Genomic DNA, 1,867 nt, shown 5'->3' with positions numbered 1-1,867 from the left:
GCTGCCGGTGACGGGAATATGCTGACCGGCTTCGGTGCTGTTGATCACGTCATCGGCGGTGATGTTGGCATCGAGGGTAATGGTCGGTACTGGAGCAGTGGTGTCGACGCTATAGCCTTCGGTGTCGGAGGCGGTGCCGACGTTACCGGCGGCATCGGTGGTGCTGATGCTGGCGGTAATGGTCTGGCCAGCGTCGGCGACCAGGTCGGCGCCGGGTACGTTGATGCTGAAGCCCAAGGTGCCGTTGGTGTTGGTCACCAGCCCGGTGTAGGTATTGCCATTGACGGTCAGGGTGACGGTGTCACCGACCTTGGCGTCGCCACCAATGGTGCCGGTGACGGGAATCTGCTGGCCGGCTTCGGTGCTGTTGATCACGTCATCGGCAGTGATGTTGGCATCGAGGGTAATGGTCGGTACTGGAGCTGTAACGTCGATAGCACCGCTATCGGTTGCCGAACCGATGTTGCCAGCCGGATCCGAGACCTGAGCAATGACGGTGTATGGGCCTTCTGCCAATGCCTGCGGCACATCGACGGTATAAGTCCCACCAGCCAGAACCGGCGTGGTCACGGTAATGGCGGTACTGCCTTGGGTAATGGTCAGGGTTACGGTGCTGCCCACCGGCGCATCGGTAGTGCCGGTGATCGTAGGAGTCGTGTCATTGGTGATCGCAGGCGCATCGACTGTGATGCTCGGGGCCGTGGTGTCGATGGTGCCGCTGTCGGTAGCGCTGCCGGTGTTGCCCGCAGCGTCCGTGACCTGGGCTCCGACGGTATACGGGCCCTCAGCCAATGCCTGCGGCAGATCGACGGTATAGGTGCCACCCGCCAGAACCGGCGTGGTCACGGTAATGACGGTAGTGCCTTGGGTAATGGTCAGGGTGACGGTGCTGCCCACTGGCGCATCGGTGGTGCCAGTGATGGTCGGCGTGGTGTCGTTGGTGATAGCCGGAGCATCGACGGTGATCACCGGCGCAGTGGTATCGATGGCGCCGCTGTCGGTAGCGGTCCCAGTGTTGCCGGCAGCGTCGGTGACGGTGGCATTGACCGAGTAAGAACCCTCAACCAGACCAGCAGGTACGTCCGTTGAATAAGTACCGCCCGCTACGACCGTCGCCGTAGTAGTCAATACGGTCGTGCCCTGCGTAATGGTCAGGGTAACGGTGCTTCCAACCGGCGCATCGGTCGTACCGGAGATGGTTGGCGTAGTGTCGTTAGTAACGGCCGGAGCATCGACAGTGATTGCCGGAGCGGTGGTGTCGATAGCACCGCTATCAGTGGCCGAACCGGTGTTGCCAGCGGCATCGGTGACCGTTGCATCAACGGAGTACGAGCCTTCAGCAAGCCCTTGCGGTACATCGACGGCGTAGGTGCCACCAGCCAGAACCGGGGTGGTCACGGTAATGACATTGGTGCCCTGAGTAATTGTCAGGGTGACGGTGCTACCCACCGGCGCATCGGTTGTGCCAGAGATGGTTGGCGTGGTGTCGTTGGTGATAGCCGGAGCATCGACGGTGATCACCGGCGCAGTGGTATCGATGGCGCCGCTGTCGGTAGCCGAACCGGTGTTGCCTGCGGCATCGGTGACCGTTGCATCAACGGAGTACGAGTCTTCAGTAAGCCCTTGCGGTACATCGACGGTATAAGTGCCACCAGCCAGAACCGGAGTGGTCACGGTGATGACATTGGTGCCCTGAGTAATTGTCAGGGTAACTGTGCTACCCACTGGCGCATCGGTGGTGCCAGAGATGGTCGGCGTGGTGTCGTTGGTGATAGCCGGAGCATCGACGGTGATCACCGGCGCAGTGGTGTCGATAGCGCCGCTGTCGGTAGCCGAACCGGTGTTGCCTGCGGGATCAGTGACCGAC

At 61.5% G+C, this 1,867-nt stretch carries 1 protein-coding gene; it reads right to left on the bottom strand.

The window, feature by feature from the left end; all coding sequences use genetic code 11:
* Positions 1-1,867, bottom strand: a 1,867-nt coding sequence (locus QYS36_RS16130) for an Ig-like domain-containing protein (RefSeq protein ID WP_308840440.1), incomplete at both ends; no start/stop codon positions are given.

It is taken from the genome of Pseudomonas sp. G34, assembly GCF_031119625.1.
Lineage (GTDB): Bacteria > Pseudomonadota > Gammaproteobacteria > Pseudomonadales > Pseudomonadaceae > Aquipseudomonas.
The sequence above is the reverse complement of the archived record's forward strand: the minus strand, read 5'-3'. Positions and strand labels throughout refer to the sequence as shown.